This window comes from Actinosynnema sp. CA-299493, assembly GCF_050946825.1.
GTDB lineage: Bacteria > Actinomycetota > Actinomycetes > Mycobacteriales > Pseudonocardiaceae > Actinosynnema.
The window spans coordinates 5,025,839-5,048,547 of the sequence record NZ_CP191993.1; the positions used below are offsets into that span (position 1 = coordinate 5,025,839).

Below are 22,709 nucleotides of genomic sequence, written 5' to 3' on the forward strand. Positions count from 1 at the left end.
CCGTCACCCGCGTGGGCGTTCAGCCGGCGACCGTGTCGCCGACGAGGGCCGCGAGGCCCGCGTTGGCGATGGGCTCGTCCTCGCCGCCCTGTCCTCCCGCGACGCCGACGGCGCCGACGACGACGCCGTCGACCACGATCGGCACGCCGCCCGGGACCACGGCGATCCCGGGCTGGGTGGACAGACCGGCCAACAGGACCGGGTTGCCCGACAGGAACTGGGCCAGGCCATCGGTGGGCAGCCCGAGACCGGCGGCGGTGACCGCCTTGCTCGTGGCCAACGTCGTCTGGAGGAACGACGCGCCGTCCATGCGGGCCAACGCCTTCACGTTGCCGCCTTGGTCGACCACCGCGACGCCGACGTTCACGCCGAGGTTCTCGGCGTGCTCGAGGGCCGCGTCGACCAGTCGTCGGGCGTTCCGGATAGAGATCGTCGGTGCAGTACTCACAATCACTCCACTCCGCTGAGTCTCGATCGCCGGTACGCCTTCAGCCAGGACTACGCGCCGCACCGGACAGGACATGTTGCGTCGTCCGTGCGTCACCATATCGAGGTCAGGGAACCATCCCTATCATGTGCGTAACGTAGTACAGGCCAGCTCGTCCCGGCAAGGGGGGTACTCCTTATTCCAGCCATCACGATCCGGTCGACCCCGCCGCGTCGTCCGGTGCGCCCTGCCTGCGCAGGGCGAGCATCGTGATGTCGTCCGACTGCTCGGCGCCGTCCACGTGGCCGCGCAGGGCCTCGTCCACGCCGTCGAGCAGGGCCGCCGCCGAACGGCCGGGCACGACGGCCGCCACCAGCGCCTCCCGGCCGAACTGCCTGCCGTAGAGGTCGCGGGCCTCCAGCACGCCGTCGGTGTAGGCGAGCAGGACGTCCCCGGGCAGCAGGACGTCGTGCCCCAGGTGGTACTCGCTGTCGGGCAGCAGCCCGATCGCGGGCCCGGTCGGCGGCAGCGACGTGCGGGAACCGTCCGCGCGCGCCAGCTCCGGCGGGAGGTGGCCGCAGTTGATGTAGAGTAGCGAGCCCGACCGCGGGTCGAGCACGCCGAAGAACATCGTGGCGAAGTAGCCCTGGCGCAGGTGGTTGCGCGCCAGGTAGCGGTTGGTGTCCACGACGGCGTGCACCAGCGGCCCGGCGCCGTCCTGCCACGGGTCGTCGGGGAAGCGCTCGGCGGTGTGCCGCACGAGGGTGCGGATGAGCGCCACGAACAACGCCGCGCTCAGGCCCTTGTCGCACACGTCGGCCACGACGAACCCCAGCCGGCCGTCCGGCAGCTCGAACGCGTCGTAGAAGTCGCCCGACACCAGCCGCGCGGGCCGCAGCCGGGCGGCCAGCTCCCAGCCGGGCGGGCGCGGCAGCGCCTCGGGCAGGAACCCGGCCTGGAGGTCGTGCGCCAGGGACAGGTCGCGCTCGTACTCGCGCACCGTCGACTCGACGGCCAGCAACTCGACCGCGCCGACCAGCTCGCGCCGCTCCCACGCGGCGGTCAGCCGGCTGCCCACCAGGCTGGGCGAGTACGGCGGCGCGACGTAGTCGAACCCGGCGCGCACGCACGTCTCCAACGCGGCCAGGTCGCCGTCGGCGAACACCAGCACGCTGCGCCGGGCGCTGGTCTCGGCCAGCCGCCTGCTCAGCAGCGCGACCCGGCGCAGGCCCAGCGACGCGGACAGCAGCACCACGTCGGGACGGCCGACCAGGGACTGGTCGGCCTCCAGGTCCGCGGCGGCCACCGACCGCACCCGCAGGCCCGCGCCGCGGACGGCGTGGACGAGGTCGGGCCGCACGTCAGCCGTGCGCCCGACCACCAGCGCCGTGGCCGGGACCACCGCCGCCTCCGTTCCGGCCGCGCCGAACAGCCATCGTGATGCGGTTGCGGTTGCCGACGCGCTCGTACTCGAACTCGTCCAACGACTCCAGCGCGAGCACCAGGCCGAGGCCGCCGGCCGCACGGGTGATCGGGTCCTGGGCCAGCAGCGGCCCGGGGTCGTGATCACGCGGGTCGAACGGCGGCGCCTCGTCCTCGGTGCGCACCCACACCCGGTCGGGCTCGACCCCGCCGCACAGGTCCAGCAGGCCGGGGCCGCGGTAGCCGTGCTGGAGGACGTTCGTGGCGATCTCGTCGGTGGCGAGCCTCAACCGGTACGCCTGCTCGCGGGTCAACCCGCCGTACTCGGCCAGGCCGCACACGAACTCGGCGACCCGCGAGCTCACCCCCTCCGGGGTGGACGCCTCGTCGGTCATGCCCCGGTCGGCTCCTGCATCACCACGCTGCGGTCGAACCCGGTGAGCCGGATCGTCTCGGCCACCTCGGGCCGGGCGCCGACCAGCACGATCTCCACGCCCCGGCCCAGCTTCTGGTGCGCGTACACCAGGCTGCGCAGCCCCGCCGACGACAGGTAGGTCAGCTGGTCCATCAGCAGCACCAGCCGCCGCAGCTCCTGGGTGGCCACCTCCTCGATCGCCCGGTTGAGCTGACCGGCGGACTTGGACTCCAGCTCGCCGCGCAACCGGATCGTGGCGATGCCGTCCCACACGTGGCTCTTGGCTTCGAAACTCATCGTCCCTCACTCCTGTAGCGTCGGACGGGAGGTCAGCACCACCACCGACCGCGGTCCCGCCCACAGCCGCGACCGGTCGGCCAACGGCGGTTCGTGCCCCGGTTCGGCCACCACGCCCGCGCCCGTGTCGGCGAACAGGCGCCAGTCGTGCCCCTCCGGCAGCGCCAGCTCCACGCCCTCCCAGTGCGCGTTCGCCGCCACGTACACGTGGTCGTCGCCCAAGCGCACGGACGCGGCGAGCAGCCTGCCGTCCGGCGACCAGTCGGGTTCGCCGACCCGGGCGCCGTGCCACGTGACGTCCTGCCCGCCGACCAGGTGCCCGCGCCTGCGCAGCGCCGGGTGCGCGGCGCGGAACGCGATCACCCGCCGGGTGAACTCGAACAGCTCCTCGTTGCGCTCGACCAGGTCCCAGTCGAACCACGACAGCTCGCTGTCGTGGCAGTAGGCGTTGTTGTTGCCGTGCTGGGTGCGGCCGACCTCGTCACCGGAGAGCAGCATCGGCACGCCCTGGCTGGTGAGCAGGAGCAGCAGCGCGTTGCGCACCTGCCGGTCGCGCAGCGCCAGGACCTCCGGGTCGTCGGTCGGCCCTTCGACGCCGCTGTTCCACGAGTTGTTGGCGGGGTCGCCGTCGCGCCCGTCCTCGCCGTTGGCCTCGTTGTGCTTGTCGTTGTAGGCGACCAGGTCGGCGAGGGTGAACCCGTCGTGCGAGGTGACGAAGTTGACCGACGCGGCGGGCTCGCGGTCGCCGTACAGGTCGGGCGAGCCGACGAACCGGGTGGCCATCTCCCCCACCACGTCGTCGTCGCCCTTGATGAACCGGCGCAGCGCGTCGCGGTAGCGGCCGTTCCACTCGGCGAACCGCCGGTAGCCGGGGAAGGTGCCGACCTGGTACAGGCCGGCGGCGTCCCACGCCTCCGCGATCAGCTTGCAGTCGCGCAGCACCGGGTCGCCCGCCAGCGCCTCGACCAGCGGCGGGTTGGCCAGCACCGAGCCGTCGGGGCCGCGGGACAGGATCGCGGCCAGGTCGAACCGGAACCCGTCGACGTGGAACTCCGAGGCCCAGTACCGCAGGCAGTCCAGCAGGAACCCGCGCACCACCGGGTCGTTGCAGTTGACCGTGTTCCCGGTGCCGCTGAAGTTGTGGTAGGCGCCGTCCGGGGTGAGCATGTAGAACGTGCGGTTGTCCAGCCCGCGGAACGAGATCGTCGGGCCCCACTCGTTGCCCTCGGCGGTGTGGTTGAACACCACGTCGAGCACGACCTCGATGCCCGCCCGGTGCAGCTCCTTGACCAGCGTCTTCAGCTCGTCCACGGCGGACGGTCCGGCGGCGAAGGACGCCTTGGGGGCGAAGAAGCCCACGGTGCTGTAGCCCCAGTAGTTGTACCACCAGGTGTCGGTCCCGGGGTCGTGCCGGGAGTTGGTGAACTCGTCGAACTCGAACACCGGCATCAGCTCGACGCAGTTGACGCCCAGCCGCTTGAGGTACGGGATCTTCTCCACCAGGCCCGCGTACGTGCCGGGCCGCGCGACCCCGGAGTTCGGGTGCCGGGTGAAGCCGCGCACGTGCGCCTCGTAGACGACCAGGTCCTCCTGCGCGATGCCGGGCCGTCGGTCGTCCTCCCAGTCGAAGTCGTCGCGCACGACGCGGGAGCGCCACGCGGTCTGCGCGTACCGCACCGGCCGCACGCCCCACTCCTCGGCGCCCGCCAACGCCTTCGCGTACGGGTCGGCGATCACCACCGTCGGGTCGAACCGGTGCCCGGCGTCCGGGTCGAACGGCCCGTCGACCCGGTAGCCGTAGTCGACGTCGTCGGCGTCCACGCCGAGCACGGTCATCGCCCACGCGCCGCCGACCCGGAAGTCCTCCGGGAACGGCAGCTCGGCCAGCACGTCGGCCGAGCCGCGCCGGAACAGCACCAGGGTCACCGCGGTGGCGTGGTTCGACGACACCGCGAAGTTCACGCCGCCGGGCACGGGGGTCGCGCCGAACGGCAGCTGCCGCCCGGCGCGCACCTCGAAGCCGGCGATCCACCGGGTGGACAGGTCCGCGGTCACCGCTCAGCCCTCGGCGGGCGCCAGGTGCGCCCGCACGGTGAGGTCGTGGTCGGAGTCGGGCAGGTTGACCGTCATCGCGACCGGGTCGAAGTCGGCGTAGGGCCGCCCGTCGACCTCCACCCACTCCAGCCGGGCGGAACCAGGGGGCAGCGCGTCCGGCGCGACCCGCAGCACGCGGTCCTTGAACCCGTCCGCGCGCGGCTTGAACCACAGCGACAGGGGCCCGCCGCCGAGCAGGAGCCGCCCGTAGACGGTGGACAGGAACGCCAGCTCGGCCGCGTGGTACATGGACATGGAGTGGCTGCCCTTGAGCCGCTCGGTGCCCAGCAGGTACGGGTGGCCGTCGGCGAGGACGTTGAAGTAGACGCCGCCCTCGTCGTGGTCGAGGAAGAACGCGTTGTAGAACGCCTGCGCCTCGCGGCCCTGCTTGAGGAACTCCGGGTCGCCGGTGGTGCCGGCCAGGATCTGGTAGGCCAGGATCGCCTGCTCCTGCTGCCACCAGGCCTTGCGGTCGTGCCACACCAGCCGGTGCCGGTCCTGGCCGACGCCCAGCACCCGCTGCACCACGTCGTACCAGCCGCCGCGCTGCCGGTCGGCGCCGTAGGCGGGCAGCGACCGGGCGATCCGGTCGGCCAGCACCGAGTACGAGTCCTTGGACTTGATCGCGTTCATCCTGGTCAGGTTCCAGGCGATCTTGAGGTTGTGGCCGACCACGGCGCGGTCCTGCTGCCAGCCGTGGGTGCGGTCGGGCGTCCAGTCGCCGTGGAAGCGCTCCTGCACGAACGGGCTGGTGGCGTCCGGAAAGTGGTCGACGATCAGGTCGAACGTCTCCTCCAGCATCCGCGCGTGCCGCTCCTCGCCGGTGGCCAGGTAGAGGTTGATCAGGTACGCGGGCGCGTGGTCGCCGATGGAGTTCCAGTTCTTCCGCGACCGGTTCGGGCCGAGCGACTCGTGGTGCGGGCTGAGCAGGATCGGGTCGATGTGCGAGTAGTAGCCGCCGCGCACCGGGTCCTTGAAGAACCGCTCGAACAGCCGCAGCGTGCCGTCGATGTCGGACGCGATCCGCGGGTCGCCGGTGATCCGGTACGTCTGCGTCGGCCCGACCAGGGCGTAGATCTGCTCGTAGGCCGGGATGGACTGCGAGTCGTCGCTGAACTCCGACGCGAAGCACCGCGACTGGATGCCGTCGCGCACGTCGATGCCGTGGTACCAGTACACGACGTTCTCGTCGCGGTCCACGAACCGCATGTTGTCGCGCAGGTACTCGGTGCCGCGCTCGGCGACGCCGAGGAAGTCCTCGTCGCCGGTGAGCATGTAGGCGCTGGCCATGCCGTACACCAGGCGGGAGACGGTGTCGGTCTCCTGGACGTGGTCGTCGGCCTTGTCGCCGCCCAGGCGCAGGATCGTGCGGTAGTCGGCGAAGTCGACCGGGTCGGCGGAGCCGAACTGGGCGTGCCGGTAGAACCGGGCCAGCTCGGCGAGCTGCCGGGGCCACCAGTCGGTCTCCTCGAACCGGTAGTTCTCGCCGGGCCCGACCAGCACGACCCGCTTGGCGTCGAAGGTGGTGGCGCCGCGCTCGGGGTAGAACAGGCCGTAGACGAACACGTGCCGTCCGGGCCGGAGCAGGTCGACCATCGGCTCCGACACGCCGACGGGGTGCTCGCCGAGGTTGCGGATCATCTCCGCGTAGGTGTCGCGGGTGATCTTCGCCCGCACCGGCCGGCCGTCGCTGGTGCGCAGGTCGAGCGCGCCCCGAGTGGGGTCGTACCCGACCACGTACCCGGCGACCAGGTCGGAGAACACGAAGTCCATCTGATTTTCAGCGACCATCGGTCGTAGTCCAATCGGCTCGAATCGGTTCGGGGGCAGCGCCGGTGGACCCCGGGGTGGACCAGGCGGTCCACCGGCGCGTCCCCCGCTACACGCGGTCTTCCGCGGCGTGGCGGGGCGAGGGCGCCATCCCGATCCCCCGCAGCATGCGCTGCCGGCTGCGCATGCTGCCGACCGGTGTGCGGGCGGCGATCAGGTCGATCAGGGTGCGCGCGAACAGGTGCGCGGCGTCGGCGCTGCGGCCGGTGACGAGGTCGCCGTCCACCACCACGTCCTGGTCGGTGTAGACCGCGCCCATGTTGCGCACGTCCCCGATCAGGTTGTTGTGGCAGGTGACCCGGCGACCGGCCACCACCTCGGGGATCGGCGCCACCAGCCACATGCCGTGGCAGATGATCCCCTTGAGCACGCTCGGCGTGGCGAACGCGCGTTCCAGCAGCCGCACCGCCGGGGCGTTGGTGGTGACGTCCTCGCTGTAGCGCAACCGGTCCGACACCATCCCCGAGGGCACGATGATCGCGTCGTAGCTCTTCAGCCGGGCGTCGTCCACCGCCTCCAGGTCGCCGCTGACGGTCATCGGCACCTGGTACTCGTGGCCGGTGAAGGTGATCGACTCCTGGCCCCACAGCCGGGTCAGGTACTCGATCGTCGCGCCCTCCTCGGCGAACCTCCGCTCGTAGTAGGCGATTTCCGGTTCGACGTAGTCGGTCTCCATCAGGATCGCGATGGTCCGGCCGGACAGCTGGCCGTTCTCGCGGCGGGGAAGGGTCGGCATCGGTCGCGCTCCCCCGCTACTTGGTGACCAGGTCGATCAGGAACGGACCGGTGGCGGTGAGCATGCGGCGCACCGCGCCCGCCACCTGGCTCGGCTTCTCCACCCGCATGCCGTCCACGCCCAGGGCGCGGGCCAGCTCGACGAACCCGATCTCCGGCTTGCCCAGGTCGAAACCGGACGGGTACTCGTGCCGGTCGATGCCGCGTTCGCGCCAGTACTGCTCGATGTTGAGGTCCAGCAGCTCGTAGCGGTGGTTGTTGCAGATGACGAACTTGGCGTTGACGCCTTCCCGGGCCGCGGTCCACAGCGCCTGGATGGTGTACATGCTGCCGCCGTCGCCGGTGAAGCCGATGACCTCGGCGTCCGGCCTGGCCATCTTGGCGCCGATGGCGCCGGGGATGCCGATGCCCAGCGAGCCGCCGCGGGTGGAGAAGTAGTTGCCGGCCACCCTCGGCGGCAGGTACTTGGTCAGCGCCGGCGAGGCGGTGAGCGCCTCGTCGAAGATGACCAGGTCGCTGCCGCCCTGCTCGGCGAGCTCGACCGCGAACAGCTCCATCATCGGCGCGTTGGGCCCCGGCCGCGGCCTGCGCCAGAGGGCGGAGGAGCGCGCGGTCGGCCTGCGGCCCGCGTCGAAGAGCCGCTCGGCCAGGACACCCAGGGTGTGCTTGGGATCGGCGGCCAGGGCCACGTCCACCGGGTGGTTCTTGGCGATCTCGTAGGTGTCCAGGTCGATGTGGACGATCTTGGCGTCGGCCCGGAACGGGTTGTGCAGGGAGGGGAACACCTCGGGGAACACGTAGGTGCCGACGATCAGCACGGCGTCCGCGTCGGCGACCTGCCGTTCGCTGTTGGCGCCGAACATGTGCCCCAGCTGCCCCTGCCACAGCGGGTGGGTGTTGTCCATGTTGAGCTCGGAGGAGTCCAGGCCCCACACCGGCGCGTCGAGCAGCTCCGCGACGCGGGTCAGCTCGTCCTGGGCACCGGAGACCGACACGCCGTCACCCAGGAGGATCACGGGGTGGTACGCGCCGGTCAGCGCGGCGGCCGCCCTGTCCAGGTCCTGCGGGACAGGGACGACCGCCTGGCTGGGGATGGTGCTGGGACGGGCCTCTTCGGTGTTCTCCGCGTCGAGCACGTCCATCGGCAGCGCGACGAAGACCGGGCCGCGTGGCGCGGTCATGGCGGTCTTCACCGCGCGGCGCAGGGTGCGCAGCAGCGACGACGGGTGGGTGACCCTGGTGGCCCACTTGGTCACCGGCTTCGCCATGGCGACGAGGTCGGTGGCCATCTGCGAGTCCATCGCGTCGTACTGCACCCCCGCCTCGCCCGCGATGACCACCAGCGGTGAATGACCGCGCATGGCCTGGTACAACATGCCGATGCCGTTGCCGAGCCCCACGCCGGTGTGCAGCTGGACCAGTGCGGGACCCGCCGTAGCCCTGGCGTAGCCGTCGGCCATCGCGATCGCGACGGTCTCCTGCAACGCCAGCACGTACTCGAAGCCCGGCACGCCCTCCAGGATGTCCAGGAAACCCTCTTCCACCGTTCCCGGATTTCCGAACATCCGGGTAAAGCCATCCGCGACGAACTGCTCGAAGATGGCTACCTTTCCCGGCCTTGCGGTCATGACCGATTTCCTTCCCGGTTCACAAGTGGTTAGCGGGTCACCAACCGGATCGGCGCAGACCCGATTCGAGGACTTCGACGAGCTTCTGGCCGGCGGGGAACGAGTCCGGCGTGGAACGGGCGGTGATGAACGGGTAGTCCACGATCACCGACACCTCCTTGCCCACGTTTCCGTGGTAGGCGCCGTCCGGGCCGGTGGCGTCGCGGAGGATGTACTCCAGCGGGTACGGCGGCGGCCCCATGTTGAAGTCGACGCCGATGAAGCCGGTGCCGTCCTTGTAGTCGTACTCCTTGCAGTGGCCGGTGACGTGCTTGCCCCAGATGATCGACTTGCGGTCCTCCCAGTCGCGGGCGAAGGCCAGCGGCGCGACGCCGTAGCACTCGCCGACGATGGGCTTGTCGGCGCGCACGAACGCGAGGATCAGCTCGTGCAGGCGCTCGTTGTTGGCCAGGTCCACGATCGGGCCGGAGCCGCCGACGATCACCAGCGCGTCGAACTGCCTGATGTCGTCTTCGAGGTTGCCCAGCTCGCGGTTGTAGGCCTCGATCTTGCGCAGGAAGTCCGGCTCGCTGAAGTACGGGCGGTCCGGGATCCACTCGGCCAGGCTGATGGGGTTGTCGAGCCGGGACGACTCGTCCAGCTCCTTGGCCGCGACCGCGACCTCCGGCGTGGTCACCGACCGGCCCAGGGGCGGGTCGATGTAACCGGGGTCCAGGCTCGGCGGCAGAGCGCGGGCCCGCGCGCCCGTGGGCGTCGCGAAGACCGACTGGTAGCCCTGCTCGTCGAACGTGGCGACCGGGCCGAGCAGTTCCTCGCCCCAGTAGCCGTATTCCGAGAGGACGATCAGAATCTTCTTCGTCATCGTTTCTCCGTCGCTGGTGTCGGCAGGCGTGGTTAATTCGTCTGCCGGGAGCAAGTTGACCAGCGCGCCCCGTTCGCAACAAGGCGCGGGCTGACCTGCGGCGGCACTCCGTGCAGTAGGCCCGGAAGTTAACGCGAAACCCCGGCCGGACGGCACGCGCGCACTTCGTCAGCTCACCACTGGACAACGGCATAGCCGCTGGTCACGAACTTTCCGAACCGATCGAGCAGAGCTTATCGCCGGTCAGGCGGTGCGGCATCCTTTTGTTTGATCCACGAGAAAGGACGGCAGCAATGTCCGGCCGAATCTATGTCGAAGATGTGATGCCGGTAGTCGCCGCAGGACGCTATCCCGCGAAAGCGGTGGTGGGGGAGCACGTGCCAGTCACCGCGGCGATCTGGCGCGAGGGGCACGACGCGGCGGGCGCGACCGTGGTGTGGCGGGGTCCGGGGGACCGGGCGGCGCGACGGTCCCGGATGGCGCTGGTCGACCCGGGCGCGGACCGCTGGGCGGCCTCGATAGCGCCGGACGCGCCCGGCGCGTGGACGTTCCGCGTGGACGCGTGGTCGGACCCGTGGGCCACCTGGACGCACGCGGTGCGGGCCAAGCTCGACGCGGGCCAGGGCGCGGCGGAACTGGCGAACGACCTGGCCGCGGGCGTGGACCTGCTGCGGCGGGCGACGCTGGTGAAGCGACCGCGCGAGGAGCGCACCGCGCTGCTGGACGCGGCGCGGGTGCTCGCCGACCCGTCGTTCCCGCCCGGCAGGCGGGTGGCGGCGGCGCTGGCGGACGGGGTGACGCGGGCGATGCGCGAGCACCCGGTGCGCGACCTGGTCAGCCGCGGCGAGACGCACGAGCTGTGGGTGGACCGGACCCGCGCGGTGTTCGGCTCCTGGTACGAGTTCTTCCCCCGCTCCACCGGGGGCCGGGACGCGGACGGCGAACCCGTGCACGGCACGCTCGCCACCGCCGCCGACGCGTTGGACCGCATCGCCCGGATGGGGTTCGACGTGGTCTACCTGCCGCCGATCCACCCGATCGGCGAGGTGAACCGCAAGGGCCGCAACAACACCCTGACCGCCGAGCCCGGTGACGTCGGCTCGCCGTGGGCGATCGGCTCCCGCCACGGCGGCCACGACGCCGTGCACCCCGACCTCGGCACGCTGATCGACTTCAAGGCGTTCGTGGACCGGGCGCAGGAGCTCGGTCTGGAGGTCGCCCTGGACCTGGCGCTGCAGTGCGCGCCGGACCACCCGTGGGTCACCGAGCACCCCGAGTGGTTCACCACCCTCGCCGACGGCACCATCGCCTACGCGGAGAACCCGCCCAAGAAGTACCAGGACATCTACCCGCTCAACTTCGACAACGACCCCGAGGGGCTGCGCGCCGAGGTCCTGCGGGTGGTGCTGCACTGGGTCGAGCACGGCGTGAAGATCTTCCGGGTCGACAACCCGCACACCAAGCCGCCGGACTTCTGGCACTGGCTGATCTGGCGGGTCAAGCACCAGCACCCGGACGTGCTGTTCCTGGCCGAGGCGTTCACCCGGCCCGCGCGCCTGTACGGGTTGGCGCGACTGGGTTTCGACCAGAGCTACACGTACTTCACCTGGCGCGACACCAAGGCCGAGCTGACCGAGTTCGGCGCCGAGATCGCCGCGCACGGCCACGAGGCCCGCCCCAACCTGTTCGTGACCACGCCGGACATCCTGCCGACGAGCCTTCAACTCGGTCTGCCCGCGATGTCCGCGCTGCGCGCGACCCTGGCCGCGACCCTCGCGCCGACGTGGGGCGTCTACTCCGGCTTCGAGCTGCACGAGCACGAGGCGCTGCGCGAGGGCGGCGAGGAGTTCCTCGACTCCGAGAAGTACGAGCTGCGCCCGCGCGACTTCGAGAGCGCTCTCCAGCAGGGCCGCTCCCTGGAGCCGTGGCTGACCAGGCTCAACGAGCTGCGCCGCGCCCACCCCGCGCTGCGCCAACTGCGCGAGCTGCGCTTCCACGACATCGACAACGACGCCCTGATCGCCTACTCCAAGACCGACCCGGCCACCGGCGACACCGTCGTGTGCGTCGTGACGCTCGACCCGCGCGAACCCCAAGAGGGCACGTTGCGGCTCGACCTGACCGCCCTCGGGCTCGAAGAGCAGTTCACCGCGCACGACGAGGTGACCGGGCAGACCTGGCGCTGGGGCCGGGAGAACTACGTCCGGCTCGACCCCGCCGCAGCCGTGGCCCACATCGTCGACGTCGGTCACCCCGCGCGTCGCACCGAAGGAGCGTGACCCCGTGACCCGCAACAACGACAGAGCCCTGACCGACCCCGGCGCCGCGGACTGGTTCAAGCGCGCGGTCTTCTACGAGGTGCTGGTCAGCGCCTTCTCCGACGCCAACGGCGACGGCATCGGCGACCTGGCCGGCCTCGAGTCCAAGCTGGACTACCTGGAGTGGCTGGGCGTGGACTGCGTCTGGCTGCCCCCGTTCTACGCCTCGCCCATGAACGACGGCGGCTACGACATCAGCGACTTCCGCGCCGTGCGCCCCGAGTTCGGCGAACTGGGCGACTTCGTCCGGCTGCTCGACTCCGCGCACCGCCGCGGCATGAAGGTCATCACCGACCTGGTCATGAACCACACCTCGTCGGCGCACCCGTGGTTCCAGGAGTCGCGCCGCGACCCCGAAGGGCCGTTCGGCGACTTCTACGTGTGGAGCGACACCGACCAGCGCTACGACGAGACCCGCATCATCTTCATCGACACCGAGAAGTCCAACTGGACCTGGGACACCGAGCGCGGCCAGTTCTACTGGCACCGCTTCTTCTCCCACCAGCCCGACCTCAACTACGACAACCCCGCCGTGCAGAGCGCCATGCTCGACGTGCTGCGGTTCTGGCTCGACCTGGGCATCGACGGCTTCCGCCTGGACGCCGTGCCCTACCTGTTCGAGCGCGACGGCACCAACAACGAGAACCTGCCCGAGACCCACGACTTCCTCAAGCTCGTCCGCAAGGTCGTCGACGACGAGTACCCCGGCCGGGTCCTGCTCGCCGAGGCCAACCAGTGGCCCGCCGACGTCGCCCACTACTTCGGCGACCCCGAGGTCGGCGGCGACGAGTGCCACATGGCGTTCCACTTCCCGCTCATGCCACGCCTGTTCATGGCGCTGCGCAAGGAATCCGCCCTGCCCGTGTCCGAGATCCTGGCCCGCACGCCGGACATCCCGACCGGGGCTCAGTGGGGCCTGTTCCTGCGCAACCACGACGAGCTCACCCTCGAGATGGTCACCGAAGAGGAACGCGACTACCTGTACGCCCAGTACGCCCCCGAACCCCGGATGAAGGCCAACGTCGGCATCCGCCGCCGCCTCGCTCCCCTGCTGGACAACGACCGCGCCCAGCACGAGCTGCTCACCGCCGTCCTGCTGTCCATGCCCGGCTCCCCCGTCCTGTACTACGGCGACGAGATCGGCATGGGCGACAACATCTGGCTGCCCGACCGCGACGGCGTGCGCACCCCGATGCAGTGGACCCCCGACCGCAACGCCGGGTTCTCCGCCGCCGACCCCGGCAAGCTGTACCTGCCCGCGGTCAGCGACACCGTCTACGGCTACCAGGCCGTCAACGTCGAGGCCCAGCGGCCCGTCCAGGCGTCCCTGCTCAACTGGACCCGCCGGATGCTCGCGGTGCGCCGCGAGCACGAGACGTTCGGCCTCGGCACGTTCGCCGAAGCCGACGTGTCCAACACCGCCGTGCTCGCCTACCTGCGCCGGCACGGCGACGAGACGCTGCTCTGCGTCTTCAACTTCTCCGGCCACCCGCAAGCGGTGGACGTCAAGCTGCCCGGCCTCGACGGCGCCGTCCCGGTCGAGCTCACCGGCGGCGCCCGGTTCCCCGCCGTCGGCGGCGAGCGCTACCAGCTCACCCTCCCCGGGCACGGCTTCTACTGGTTCCGACTCGAAGGCGGTGCGTCATGACGACCGCGGTGGACACCCTCGCCGGCGCGCTCACCGACTGGCTGCCCCGGCAGCGCTGGTACGCGGCCAAGGACCGGGCGCCGCGAGCCGTGCGCCTCGAACGCGTCACCCCGCTGCTGCACGGCGACCCGGCACTGCTGCACGCCCTCGTGTCCGTCGACGGCGAGCAGTACCAGGTGCTGCTGGGCAAGCGGCCGTCGTTGCCCGACGGCCTGGCCGACGCCGCCATCCTCGACACGCCCCACGGCGTCGTCTACGCGGCCACCCACGACGACGAGCTGATGTCCCGGCTCCTCGAACGCCTCCACGGCGCCACCGAAGGACCCGTGCTCGAAACCGAACCCGGCGCCCGCGTCGCGCTCGACCTGCCCGCCCGGCTCCTCCCCGTCGAGCAGAGCAACACCTCGCTGATCCTCGGCGACCGGTACATCCTCAAGCTGTTCCGCCGGGTGCTGCCCGGCCCGCACCCCGACGTCGAACTGCACCGCGCCCTGCACGCCGTCGGCGCCCACCACGTCGCGCGGATGCTCGGCGCCCTCACCACCGAGGTCGACGGCGTCCCCACCGCGCTCGGCATCCTGCAGGAGTTCCTGCCCGACGCCCAGGACGGCTGGACCCTCGCCACCACCGACCGCGCCGCGTTCGCCGGGGAGGCCGCCGAGCTGGGCCGGTCCGTCGCCACCGTGCACAGCGCCCTGGCCCGCGCGTTCCAACCGCGCAACATCGCCGTCGACGACCTCTCCGACACCGCCGACCGGCTGCACGCGCGGTTCGCCGCGCTCGCGGCCGGCATCCCGGAACTCGCGCCGCACGAGCAGGCGCTGCGCGAGGCGTTCGACCGCGTCCGCACCGCACGCGGGCCGTTCACCCTGCAACGCGTGCACGGTGACCTGCACCTGGGGCAGGTGCTGCGCGCGGGCGGGCGGTGGACCCTGATCGACTTCGAGGGCGAGCCGGGACAACCCCTCGCGGAGCGCAACGCGCTGCGCCACCCGCTCCAGGACGTCGCCACCATGCTGCGCTCGTTCGACTACGCCGCCCACCACGGCGGCGCGTCCGACGGGGAGTGGGCGCAGCGCATGCGCGACGCGTTCTGCGACGGCTACGCCGAGGTCCTCGACGACCCGCGCGACCACCCCGTGCTGCTGCACGCCCTCGAACTGGACAAAGCCGTCTACGAGGTCGCCTACGAGCGGGCGCACCGCCCTGACTGGGTCTCCATCCCCCTCGGCGCGATCACCCGCATCCTCGGAGCCGCGTCATGACCTCCGTCCTCCCGACCCTCGAAGAAGTCGACCGGCTCCTGGTCGGCGACCACCGCGACCCGCACGCCCTCCTCGGCGCGCACCCCGCCGGACCCGGCACCGTCGTCCGCACCCTGCAACCCGGCGCGCACACCGTCACCGTCGTCGCCGACGGCGTCCGCCACCCGCTCACCGACGTCTCGCACGGCCTGTTCTCCGGCCTGCTCCCCGGGCCGGTCACCGACTACCGGTTCGAAGTCGGGAACGACCGCGGCCTGCGCGTCGTCGAGGACCCCTACGCGCACCCGCCGACCGTGTCGCCCACCGACCTGGACCTCATCGCCCGCGGTGAGCACCCCAGGCTCTGGGACGTGCTCGGCGCGCACCCCCGTGACGACGGCGTCGCCTTCGCGGTGTGGGCGCCCAACGCCCGCGGCGTCCGCGTCACCGGCGACTTCGACGCGTGGGTGGGCCGCGGCACGCCCATGCGCCACCTCGGCGCGGGTGTCTGGGAGCTGTTCGTGCCCGGCGTGCGGCCCGGCTGCCGGTACAAGTTCCGGGTCCTCGGCGCCGACGGCGGCTGGCACGAGCACGCCGACCCCGTGGCCTTCGCCACCGAGGTCCCACCCGCCACCGCCTCCGTCGTGACCACCACCGACCACGAGTGGCACGACCACGACTGGGTCGCCCGCCGACGCGCCGTCGACTGGCGCCGCGCCCCGATCAGCGTGTACGAGGTGCACCTCGGTTCCTGGCGCGCCGGCCTCTCCTACCGCGAGCTGGCCGTCGAGCTCGGCGAGTACGCGCGGGAGATGGGCTTCACCCACGTCGAACTCCTCCCCGCCACCGAACACCCGTTCGGGGGATCCTGGGGCTACCAGGCCACCTCCTACTACGCGCCCACCGCCCGCTTCGGCACGCCCGACGACTTCCGGCACCTGGTCGACCACCTCCACTCCCTCGGCATCGGCGTCATCCTCGACTGGGTCCCCGCCCACTTCCCCCGCGACGCCTGGGCGCTGGCCCGCTTCGACGGCGCACCGCTCTACGAGCACCCCGACCCGCGCCGGGGCGAGCACCCCGACTGGGGCACCCTCGTGTTCGACCTGGGCCGTCCCGAAGTGCGGAACTTCCTCGTCTCCTCGGCCCTCTACTGGCTCACCGAGTTTCACCTGGACGGGTTACGGGTCGACGCGGTGGCCTCCATGCTCTACCTCGACTACTCCCGCCCGGACGGCCACTGGCTGCCCAACGAGCACGGCGGGCGGGAGAACCTGGAGGCCGTCGCGTTCCTGCGCGAGCTGAACGGGGCCGTGCCGGACGACGTGCTGGTCTTCGCCGAGGAGTCCACCGCCTGGCCCGGCGTCACCGACGACGACGGCCTCGCGTTCGACTTCAAGTGGAACATGGGCTGGATGCACGACGCGCTGCGCTACCTGCGCAACGACCCCATCCGGCGGGCGCACCACCACCACGAGATCATTCACTCGATCGAGTACGCGTGGAGCGAGCACTACCTCCTGCCCCTCTCCCACGACGAGGTCGTGCACGGCAAGGGCTCGCTGTGGCAGCGGATGCCCGGCGACGACGCGCGGAAGGCCGCCGGCGTCCGCGCCCTGCTCGCCTACCAGTGGGCCCACCCCGGCAAGCAACTGCTGTTCATGGGCGGCGAGTTCGGCCAGCCGTGGGAGTGGGACGCCGACGGCTCGCTGCCCTGGTGGCTGCTCGCCGAGCACGGCGGGATGAACTACCACCGCGGCATCCAGCGGATGGTCGCCGACCTCAACGAGGTCTACCGGCGGGAACCGGCCCTGCACACCCTCGACACCACTCCCGACGGGTTCTCCTGGATCCGCGCCGACGACGCGACGAACAACGTGATCGCGTTCCAGCGGCACGGCGCGGACGGCTCGGTGCTCGTCTGCGTGGTCAACTTCGCCGGCGTGGCCCACCACGACTACCGGTTGGGCCTGCCGCGCACCGGCCCCTGGCGGGAGGTGCTGAACACCGACCTGCCCGGGTACGGCGGATCCGGCGTGGTCAACGGCGTGGTGGCGGCGGTCGGCGAACCGCTGGACGACCTGCCCGCGTCGGCGGCGCTGCGGTTGCCGGCGGTCGGCGTGGTCTGGCTGACGCCGGCGTGACCTCGCGGGGGCCCGGCCCGGGATCTCCCCGCTCGGGCCGGGCCCCCACCCGTTCGCCGTCGATCGTTTCGCAACCCTGGCCGCGCCCCGCTCCGAACAGGCGTGTAACTTCCGTCCAAACGGGGTAGAGGATCTTCCATGAGCAGCACACCTATCTACGACGAGCTGGCCGCCATCCTGCTCGCCGACCACCCGGGGACCGCCGACGCGGCCGTCTCCGGGCAGCAGCAAGACGAGTCCACCGACGAGCCGTCGAAGCAGGTCCGCTCCGGTGGTCGTCGTCGCAAGCCCGAACCGGATGCCTAATTATTTTAGTCAGCACTGAAGCTATAGAGCGCGTTAGGGTCGAACGTGTGTTCGACCCTCGGGTTAAGCTGACCTCATGCAGGTGTCGCTGTTCGACGACGGCGCCGAGGCGCCCGCGCTGCGCCCGCTGACCGGCGCGCGGCGGTCCGAGCTGGGCGACGGCGCGTGGGTCGACGTGCTCCCCGGCTGGCTGACCGGCGCGGACGCGGTGTTCCGACGCCTGGTCGCCGAAGTGCCCTGGCGGGCCGAGCGCAGGCAGATGTACGAGCGCGTGGTCGACGTGCCGCGCCTGCTCTGCTTCTACGACGAGGACGCGCCGCTCCCCGATCCCGTGCTGACCGCGGCGCGGGACGAGTTGAGCGCCTGGTACGCCGACGAACTCGGTGAGCCGTTCCGCACCGCCGGCCTCTGCTACTACCGCGACGGCCGCGACTCCGTGGCCTGGAACGGTGACACGATCGGGCGAGGTTCCACTGAGGACACGATGGTGGCGATCGTGTCCGTCGGGACGCCGCGCGCGTTGGCGTTGCGCCCGCGTGGCGGCGGTGCGACCGTCCGGTACGCGCTCGGCCACGGCGACCTCATCGTGATGGGCGGGTCGTGCCAGCGGACGTGGGAGCACGCGGTGCCCAAAGCGGGCAAAGCGGTCGGCCCCCGCGTGAGCATCCAGTTCCGGCCGCGCGGCGTGCGCTGACCATCCCAAGGTCACCGGCGGGGTCGGACAGCTGATAGACGTCTGAAATGACCCGGGGTTCCGACACGCGGACGATCGTGGCGAAATCGTGCCGAATTACCGTGCCATCGACTCGGAATGGTCACGTTTTTTGCCCGAACTACAAAAACGGCGCGGCGTGGCGATATCTCCCAGAGAGGAGAAATGCCATGTCGCGATTAAACCGATCCATTGGCGCGCTGTTGCTGACGGTCGTCGCCTGGGCGGGGGCGTCGGCGGGACCGGCGTTCGGTGGCACGTCGGCTCCGACCGGGTCCACCACGGCCGGGTCCACCACCGCGCAACCCCCGGCAACCCAGCCCACCGAGACCGAACCGAGCACCGCGGACCCGACGGTCGAGCCCACCGTTCCCGGGGAGCCGTCAGCCCCCGAGGTGCCCGCCGACCCCGCGGAGGGATCGGTCGACCTGACGATCTCGGTCACCTTCGACAAGCCCTCCTTCGTCGCCGACGAGCACATCCGCGCGCGAGCCCGGGTGACCAACACGGGAACCGCCACCGCGACCGATGTCGAGGTCAGCTCGACCGCGATCGTGGACAGCAACTACTGGCACGGATTCAGCCGCGGCCTGTCGATCGAGCCCGGCCAGACGGTGGAGGGCACGCTCAGCGCGCGCCTGAACTCCCGGGTCGACCTGCTGGTCCTCGAAGTCACGACCCGGTCCGGGGAGCCGGACGCCGACCCGGCCGACAACACGGCCACGGTCACCGTCCCGATCACCTACGTCCGGGGCACCGTCAGCGGAACCGTGTACGCCGACTGGAACGGCAACGCGGCCAAGGACTCCGGGGAGGAGTTCACGGGACTCACGGTCACCGCGACCGGGGGTCACGTGTCGCAAGGCACGTACGCCACGGTGACCGACTCGGCCGGGCGTTTCGCGTTCGGAGGACTGCCCCGCGGCGATTACCGGATCTCCTTCGCCGCGCAGGACTGGGCCTTCCCGGCGACTTCCGTCGAAGTGGACGGCGAGGACGACCCGGACCTCTTGTTCCGGGCCGCCCGCCTGCTGGACCCGGTGCTCACCGCTTCGGCGGCGTTCGACCGGCAGGGCTACCAGGTGAACGACACCGCCCTGCTGACGCTGACCCTCACCAACAGCGGTGCGGCGCCGATCCCCGGCATCACGGCGTCGTGCTCGACCTCGGTGTGGTCCACGCTCGAACTCGGGGAGCTGACGCCCGGCGGTCCGGGCGCCACCGTGCCCGCGAACGCCGGCCGTGCCTTCGGCGTGCGGATCCCGATCGACCAGCGGATGGCCGGTCAGGGATACCTGAAGGTCCAGTGCGAGTTCGGCGAACAGCACTACTCCAACGGTCACGTCGCCGCGAGCACGATCGCGCGGATCCCCGGAGCGACCGCGGAGAAGGTCTCCGGCCAGGTGACGTTGCCGCGGCAGGCGGGGCCCCCCGGGCCGTGGTGCGGTTGTTCCGGGCCGCACCCGGGCCTGCCCGTGCCCGACTTGAAGATCTACCTGAAGGACCAGTTCACCGGCGCGGTCCTCGCCCGTGCGACGACCGACACCTCGGGCAGGTTCGAGTTCCACCACATCCCGACCGGACTGCACACCCTCGGCGTGGTCGGACCGTGGAAGATCACCTCGGGTGGGCCGGAGTTCTCCGTCGTCGCCACTGAGGAGCGACCCCGCCTGGTGTACGTCGAACCGGGCCCGGACCAGGCGGACCCCGACCCGCCGCAAGCGGGCGGCCCACCCGCGCCCGCCCCCGGCGCCGGCGCGGGGCAACAACCCGTGGACCGACTCGCCTCGACGGGCGTGGACGCGACCTGGCTCGCGCTCGGTGGGCTGCTCACGTTGCTCGCCGGCGTCGGCCTGGTGTTCCACGCCCGACGGCGGGCGACCTGAGATGAAGCCGGGCACCCGGACGACGGGATTGTGAAGGCAGCGTCTTCCCGCTGCCCAGGGCGTGGCAGAAGGCGCGGCGGGTGCCCGGGGTTCTCCCGGACACCCGCCGCGCCACGCGTCGGATCAGTTCTTGAACGCGTCCTTGACCTTCTCGGCCGCCTGCTTGAGGTTGCCCTTGACCTGCTCACCCCGGCCCTCGGCCTCCAGGTCGGGATCGTCGGTCGCACGACCGGCCGCTTCCTTCGCCTTGCCCTTGAGTTCATCGGCCTTGGCGTCGAACTTGTCGTCGATACCCATGACGTCCGGGTACCCGTCCGGGACCTGGCCAAACCGAGCGAGGATCGTGATCATCGCTCGGCGGGGACCGTGCCGGGGCGGTCGCTCACCTGGCCGTCGCCGAGCTCCACCACCCACCACGTGCTGACCTCGGCGTAGGTGAACGACTCGAAGCGCCGCAGCACGACACCACCGGTCGCGTCGTCGTCGCGCAGCTCGGTGAAGCGGCGGGCGACGGCCCAGGCGGCGTCGGCGAGGTCGGGGATGTGGGCGGCTTCGTGCCAGTGGTGCTTCATCGACTTGGTGCAGTCGCGATCGACTTGGTGCAGTCGCGGAGGAATCAATCCTCTAGCGGTTCCTCGCCGTGACGTGACCGGCGGTCGGGTTCATCGCGGCTGCGGTCGCGGTGGTGCGTCGGCGCCGCTCGGCCGCCGGAACACCACGTCGGGCGCGACCTCCTGCTCGCAGCAGTCGCAGACCATCCGCGTGCGGACGACTCCGGTGCAGCCCGCGTGCTCGGCCACGGCGGGCGGTCCGGCCTCCGCGGGCATGTGGTCGTCGCCCCACGCCATGAGCGACAGCACCACCGGTGTCAGCTCACGCCCTCTGGCGGTGAGCCGGTACTCGTGGCGCGGCGGCCGGTCCTGGTAGAGCACCCGGTCCAGCACGCCGAACTCGACCAGGCTGTTGAGCCGGTCGCTGAGCACGTTGCGCGCGATGGGCAGTCGGTGGAGGAACCCGTCGAAGCGGGTGACCCCCGAGAGCGCGTCCCGCACGATCAACAGCGTCCAGCGCTCGCCGACGACCTCGAGGGCGCGCGCGATGGAGCAGACCTGGTCGTCGTATGTGCGTCGGAGCATCCGCGCATGATAACCGCGCTGTTCACGGCCAAATCCGATCGTCTGCGGGCCGATCGCGCGCCGTCACGGCGTGATCGCGGCCGGCGGCGCGGGCGAACCCGGACGTCATCGAGCTGGGAACGCTCTCACCATCCGGGGTCGCGCCGGCCGACCGCCGAAGGCGGCTCGCTGCGGCTTGCCGATGCCACCGCGAGCCGGGTGTTCAGCCGTGAACCCGCGTCCGGCCGTGACCCGCGTGCCGGACACGACGCCGCGCGTCCGGTCGCGAAGTCGGGTGGTCAGTCGCGGTCCGTCGGACGTGGCGGCTCCACGTCCGGCACGCGGTCCGGTTCGTCCGGTCGGTCCGGCACGGCCGGCTGCGCCGAGGTGCGTTGGTCGATGACCTCACCCAGGTAACGCAGCACGACCGCCACCGCGGCCACCACCGGCACGGCGAGGAACGCGCCCGCGATGCCGTAGAGGGTGCTGCCCGCCGTCACCGCGAGCAGGACGACGGCGGCGTGCAGGCGCAGGCTCCGCGACTGGAGCACCGGCTGGAGGACGTTGCCCTCCACCTGCTGCACCACCACGACGATCACCAGCATGATCAGCGCGGTGGTCGGTCCGTTGCTGACCAACGCGACGAGCACGGCCAGGGCGCCCGCGATGAACGCGCCGACGATCGGCACGAAACCGCCGAGGAACGTCAACGCCGCCAGCGGCACGGCCAGCGGCACGCCGAGCACGACCAGGCCGAGGCCGATCAGCACCGCGTCCACCAGGCTCACGATCGCCTGGGTGCGGATGAAGTCGCCCAACGTCGTCCAGACCCGGTCCAGCACGACGGTCACGTGGCCGCCGGCGCGCTCGCCGATCACGCCGCGCAGCCACGGCGTGAACCGCGGCCCGTCCTTGACGAACAGGAACGCCAGCAACAGCGCGACGATGCCGGTGACGAGGCCGGAGGTCACCGTGCCGACGCCGGTGAGCAGGCTGTTCGCGATCGACCCGACGCTGGACCGCAACTGGTCGATGCCCTGCTGCAACAACTGGTCGAGCTGGCTCTCGCCGATGTTGAGCGGCGGGCCGGCCGCCCAGTCGAGCGCCTGCTGCAGGGCGCGGGTCGAGCTGTCGGCGATCTCGGGCACGCCGGACGCGATCGACGTCGTGATCAGCGCCACCACACCGCCGAGCACGACCAGCCCGCCGAGCAGCACGATCGTCGCGGCCAGCGCGGCGGGCACACCGCGCGAGCGCAGCCACCGGGCGGGCGGCCAGAGCACGGTCGTGATCAGCAGGCCCAGCAGGACCGGCATCACCACGACCCACAGCCTGCCGATCAGCGTCCACAGCAACCAGAAGCCGATCGCGACCAGCGCCAGGCGGGCGCTCCACCGCGCCAGCCAGGTCACCCCGTGCCCGACGGCCTGACCGCGATCGGTCCAGCGGCGGTCCTCAGCGCTCACGTCTCCCCATCCCCTCCACCGCGTCGCGCCCTGCGGCGCCTGTGCGGCAGCCTGCCAGAACCAGCCACGCCGAGCGTGCCCCACGCCGTGCCGAGGCCCGCACCAGCCCAGAACCCGTCCACTCGACGACCTCGACCCGCTCGCACCCCGACAACGATGT

At 71.4% G+C, this 22,709-nt stretch carries 20 protein-coding genes; 7 read left to right on the plus strand and 13 right to left on the minus strand.

The features are described from left to right. Nucleotides 1-19: 19 nt before the first annotated feature. From ACQPYE_RS20825 to ACQPYE_RS20865, 9 genes are all read right to left on the minus strand, one after another. The gene (locus ACQPYE_RS20825; protein WP_170184916.1) at nucleotides 20-448 is read right to left on the minus strand and encodes a GlcG/HbpS family heme-binding protein; all 429 of its coding nucleotides are present in this window, start codon (nucleotides 446-448) and stop codon (nucleotides 20-22) included. A gap of 187 nt (nucleotides 449-635) precedes the next feature. Then, nucleotides 636-1,829, minus strand: coding sequence for a PP2C family protein-serine/threonine phosphatase (locus ACQPYE_RS20830; protein WP_498713597.1), 1,194 nt, complete (start codon nucleotides 1,827-1,829; stop codon nucleotides 636-638). Beyond that, complete coding sequence (locus ACQPYE_RS20835; RefSeq protein ID WP_498713598.1) at nucleotides 1,789-2,244, minus strand: ATP-binding protein; 456 nt, start codon at nucleotides 2,242-2,244, stop codon at nucleotides 1,789-1,791. The genes ACQPYE_RS20830 and ACQPYE_RS20835 overlap by 41 nt, the downstream gene beginning before the upstream one ends. Next, nucleotides 2,241-2,561, minus strand: coding sequence for an STAS domain-containing protein (locus ACQPYE_RS20840; protein ID WP_123741373.1), 321 nt, complete (start codon nucleotides 2,559-2,561; stop codon nucleotides 2,241-2,243). The genes ACQPYE_RS20835 and ACQPYE_RS20840 overlap by 4 nt, the downstream gene beginning before the upstream one ends. A 6-nt stretch (nucleotides 2,562-2,567) precedes the next feature. Continuing rightward, the gene (gene glgX / locus ACQPYE_RS20845) at nucleotides 2,568-4,616 is read right to left on the minus strand and encodes a glycogen debranching protein GlgX (protein WP_498713600.1); all 2,049 of its coding nucleotides are present in this window, start codon (nucleotides 4,614-4,616) and stop codon (nucleotides 2,568-2,570) included. A 3-nt stretch (nucleotides 4,617-4,619) separates the two neighbouring features. After that, nucleotides 4,620-6,446, minus strand: coding sequence for an AGE family epimerase/isomerase (locus ACQPYE_RS20850; protein WP_498713602.1), 1,827 nt, complete (start codon nucleotides 6,444-6,446; stop codon nucleotides 4,620-4,622). A gap of 88 nt (nucleotides 6,447-6,534) precedes the next feature. After that, nucleotides 6,535-7,221, minus strand: coding sequence for a DJ-1/PfpI family protein (locus ACQPYE_RS20855; RefSeq protein ID WP_498713604.1), 687 nt, complete (start codon nucleotides 7,219-7,221; stop codon nucleotides 6,535-6,537). 16 nt (nucleotides 7,222-7,237) lie between these two features. Beyond that, entirely contained in the window at nucleotides 7,238-8,848 is a 1,611-nt protein-coding gene (locus ACQPYE_RS20860; RefSeq protein ID WP_498713606.1) for a thiamine pyrophosphate-binding protein, read from the minus strand. Nucleotides 8,849-8,885: 37 nt separating this feature from the next. After that, on the minus strand, nucleotides 8,886-9,710 hold the full coding sequence (locus ACQPYE_RS20865) for a type 1 glutamine amidotransferase domain-containing protein (RefSeq protein ID WP_498713608.1): 825 nt from the start codon (nucleotides 9,708-9,710) through the stop codon (nucleotides 8,886-8,888). Nucleotides 9,711-10,003: 293 nt separating this feature from the next. On the opposite strand from ACQPYE_RS20865, the gene ACQPYE_RS20870 reads away from it, so the two are divergent. The 7 genes from ACQPYE_RS20870 to ACQPYE_RS20900 all read left to right on the plus strand — a co-directional run bounded on the left by ACQPYE_RS20870 (nucleotide 10,004) and on the right by ACQPYE_RS20900 (nucleotide 19,968). Further along, entirely contained in the window at nucleotides 10,004-11,989 is a 1,986-nt protein-coding gene (locus ACQPYE_RS20870) for an alpha-1,4-glucan--maltose-1-phosphate maltosyltransferase (RefSeq protein WP_498713610.1), read from the plus strand. Between the two features lie 4 nt (nucleotides 11,990-11,993). Then, the gene (gene treS, locus ACQPYE_RS20875; protein WP_498713612.1) at nucleotides 11,994-13,676 is read left to right on the plus strand and encodes a maltose alpha-D-glucosyltransferase; all 1,683 of its coding nucleotides are present in this window, start codon (nucleotides 11,994-11,996) and stop codon (nucleotides 13,674-13,676) included. Beyond that, nucleotides 13,673-14,941, plus strand: a complete 1,269-nt coding sequence (locus tag ACQPYE_RS20880) for a maltokinase N-terminal cap-like domain-containing protein (protein ID WP_498713614.1) — start codon at nucleotides 13,673-13,675, stop codon at nucleotides 14,939-14,941. The genes treS and ACQPYE_RS20880 overlap by 4 nt, the downstream gene beginning before the upstream one ends. Beyond that, nucleotides 14,938-17,064, plus strand: a complete 2,127-nt coding sequence (gene glgB / locus ACQPYE_RS20885) for a 1,4-alpha-glucan branching protein GlgB (RefSeq protein ID WP_498713616.1) — start codon at nucleotides 14,938-14,940, stop codon at nucleotides 17,062-17,064. Before ACQPYE_RS20880 ends, glgB begins: the two co-directional genes overlap by 4 nt. Before the next feature lie 138 nt (nucleotides 17,065-17,202). Beyond that, entirely contained in the window at nucleotides 17,203-17,370 is a 168-nt protein-coding gene (locus ACQPYE_RS20890; RefSeq protein WP_498713618.1) for a hypothetical protein, read from the plus strand. 76 nt (nucleotides 17,371-17,446) lie between these two features. After that, nucleotides 17,447-18,064: an alpha-ketoglutarate-dependent dioxygenase AlkB gene (locus ACQPYE_RS20895; protein ID WP_498713619.1), complete on the plus strand. Its 618-nt coding sequence runs from the start codon at nucleotides 17,447-17,449 to the stop codon at nucleotides 18,062-18,064. A gap of 188 nt (nucleotides 18,065-18,252) precedes the next feature. Next, nucleotides 18,253-19,968, plus strand: a complete 1,716-nt coding sequence (locus tag ACQPYE_RS20900; protein ID WP_498713621.1) for an LPXTG cell wall anchor domain-containing protein — start codon at nucleotides 18,253-18,255, stop codon at nucleotides 19,966-19,968. A 123-nt stretch (nucleotides 19,969-20,091) separates the two neighbouring features. Here the strand turns inward: ACQPYE_RS20900 and ACQPYE_RS20905 are convergent, their stop codons facing one another. From ACQPYE_RS20905 to ACQPYE_RS20920, 4 genes are all read right to left on the minus strand, one after another. Continuing rightward, nucleotides 20,092-20,265 carry a CsbD family protein gene (locus ACQPYE_RS20905; protein WP_498722953.1) on the minus strand — a complete coding sequence of 58 codons (174 nt, stop codon included), beginning with the start codon at nucleotides 20,263-20,265 and terminating at the stop codon, nucleotides 20,092-20,094. Between the two features lie 50 nt (nucleotides 20,266-20,315). Continuing rightward, the gene (locus tag ACQPYE_RS20910) at nucleotides 20,316-20,540 is read right to left on the minus strand and encodes an ATP-grasp domain-containing protein (protein ID WP_498713623.1); all 225 of its coding nucleotides are present in this window, start codon (nucleotides 20,538-20,540) and stop codon (nucleotides 20,316-20,318) included. Nucleotides 20,541-20,630: 90 nt separating this feature from the next. After that, the gene (locus ACQPYE_RS20915; RefSeq protein WP_498713625.1) at nucleotides 20,631-21,104 is read right to left on the minus strand and encodes a winged helix-turn-helix transcriptional regulator; all 474 of its coding nucleotides are present in this window, start codon (nucleotides 21,102-21,104) and stop codon (nucleotides 20,631-20,633) included. Nucleotides 21,105-21,382: 278 nt separating this feature from the next. Then, nucleotides 21,383-22,549 (minus strand): AI-2E family transporter, encoded by a 1,167-nt coding sequence (locus tag ACQPYE_RS20920; RefSeq protein WP_498713627.1) that lies wholly within the window; start codon nucleotides 22,547-22,549, stop codon nucleotides 21,383-21,385. Nucleotides 22,550-22,709 lie beyond the last annotated feature (160 nt).

What these genes read in the sequence shown, in the direction of transcription:
- ACQPYE_RS20835 (WP_498713598.1), bottom strand. Translation starts at nt 2,244, where the DNA reads ATGACCGACGAGGCGTCCACCCCGGAGGGGGTGAGCTCGCGGGTCGCC.
- ACQPYE_RS20840 (WP_123741373.1), bottom strand. Translation starts at nt 2,561, where the DNA reads ATGAGTTTCGAAGCCAAGAGCCACGTGTGGGACGGCATCGCCACGATC.
- ACQPYE_RS20850 (WP_498713602.1), bottom strand. Translation starts at nt 6,446, where the DNA reads ATGGTCGCTGAAAATCAGATGGACTTCGTGTTCTCCGACCTGGTCGCC.
- ACQPYE_RS20855 (WP_498713604.1), bottom strand. Translation starts at nt 7,221, where the DNA reads ATGCCGACCCTTCCCCGCCGCGAGAACGGCCAGCTGTCCGGCCGGACC.
- ACQPYE_RS20860 (WP_498713606.1), bottom strand. Translation starts at nt 8,848, where the DNA reads ATGACCGCAAGGCCGGGAAAGGTAGCCATCTTCGAGCAGTTCGTCGCG.
- ACQPYE_RS20865 (WP_498713608.1), bottom strand. Translation starts at nt 9,710, where the DNA reads ATGACGAAGAAGATTCTGATCGTCCTCTCGGAATACGGCTACTGGGGC.
- ACQPYE_RS20870 (WP_498713610.1), top strand. Translation starts at nt 10,004, where the DNA reads ATGTCCGGCCGAATCTATGTCGAAGATGTGATGCCGGTAGTCGCCGCA.
- ACQPYE_RS20880 (WP_498713614.1), top strand. Translation starts at nt 13,673, where the DNA reads ATGACGACCGCGGTGGACACCCTCGCCGGCGCGCTCACCGACTGGCTG.
- glgB (WP_498713616.1), top strand. Translation starts at nt 14,938, where the DNA reads ATGACCTCCGTCCTCCCGACCCTCGAAGAAGTCGACCGGCTCCTGGTC.
- ACQPYE_RS20890 (WP_498713618.1), top strand. Translation starts at nt 17,203, where the DNA reads ATGAGCAGCACACCTATCTACGACGAGCTGGCCGCCATCCTGCTCGCC.
- ACQPYE_RS20895 (WP_498713619.1), top strand. Translation starts at nt 17,447, where the DNA reads ATGCAGGTGTCGCTGTTCGACGACGGCGCCGAGGCGCCCGCGCTGCGC.
- ACQPYE_RS20900 (WP_498713621.1), top strand. Translation starts at nt 18,253, where the DNA reads ATGTCGCGATTAAACCGATCCATTGGCGCGCTGTTGCTGACGGTCGTC.
- ACQPYE_RS20905 (WP_498722953.1), bottom strand. Translation starts at nt 20,265, where the DNA reads ATGGGTATCGACGACAAGTTCGACGCCAAGGCCGATGAACTCAAGGGC.
- ACQPYE_RS20910 (WP_498713623.1), bottom strand. Translation starts at nt 20,540, where the DNA reads ATGAAGCACCACTGGCACGAAGCCGCCCACATCCCCGACCTCGCCGAC.
- ACQPYE_RS20915 (WP_498713625.1), bottom strand. Translation starts at nt 21,104, where the DNA reads ATGCTCCGACGCACATACGACGACCAGGTCTGCTCCATCGCGCGCGCC.